General features: G+C 73.7%; 1 protein-coding gene. It reads left to right on the forward strand.

Features of this window, described 5'->3' with window-relative positions; all coding sequences use genetic code 11:
• Nucleotides 1-102: 102 nt before the first annotated feature.
• On the forward strand, nt 103-689 hold a 587-nt coding region (locus tag KUM32_RS35985), incomplete at its 3' end, for a hypothetical protein (RefSeq protein WP_217146118.1).

Consider the following 689-nt stretch of genomic DNA (forward strand, 5'->3'; position numbering starts at 1 on the left):
CATTCGGGCCGACCTGTATGGCTATCCTCCCTGTGTCCAGGTGAGGTCGCCTGAAGGGGGGCGGGCCGCCACGACGTAGGGCAACGAGGAGGCTCCGCGCAGATGGAGACGACGAGTCGGGCAGACGTGCAGGACGCGGCGGCGACTCCGGGCGTGCCCGGCGAGGACGTCGCGGCGGCCGGGCAGGGCATGCCGGCAGCGGTGCGCAGGACGGTCGACGGCTACCTGATGGCCGCCTTCCCCTGGTACGGCCTCGACGAGGCGTTCGCCGGGCCCCGCTGGTTGATGCAGGTGGGCGCGGCGGCCGACGGCACCGTGGAGCACGGCGCGACCGGGCACGGCGAGGAGCCCTCGCTGAAGGTGGAGACCACCGCGGAGAGCCGGGCCAAGCAGCGCTTCGCCGTCGTCGTGACGGTGGCCAGCCGTCCGGTGCGGCGCAGCGCCGACGGCACCGGGATGTTGGAGGCGACCTCCGTGTCGTCGGCCGCCTGGCTGGCGGGCTCCGGGTTGCTCTCGTGCACCTGGCCGTCCCAGATGGAGCGGGCGCTGCGGCAGGACTGGCTCGACCAGCAGACCGCGATCGCCTGGGAGCTGGCGGACGACCTCGGCGGCTCCGCGTGGTCGCAGCTCACGCTGCCCGTGGACGGCGTGCCGACCGACTTCCACTACCGCGAGTCCGAGTACGGCTG

The organism is Streptomyces sp. AC627_RSS907 (assembly GCF_019049165.1).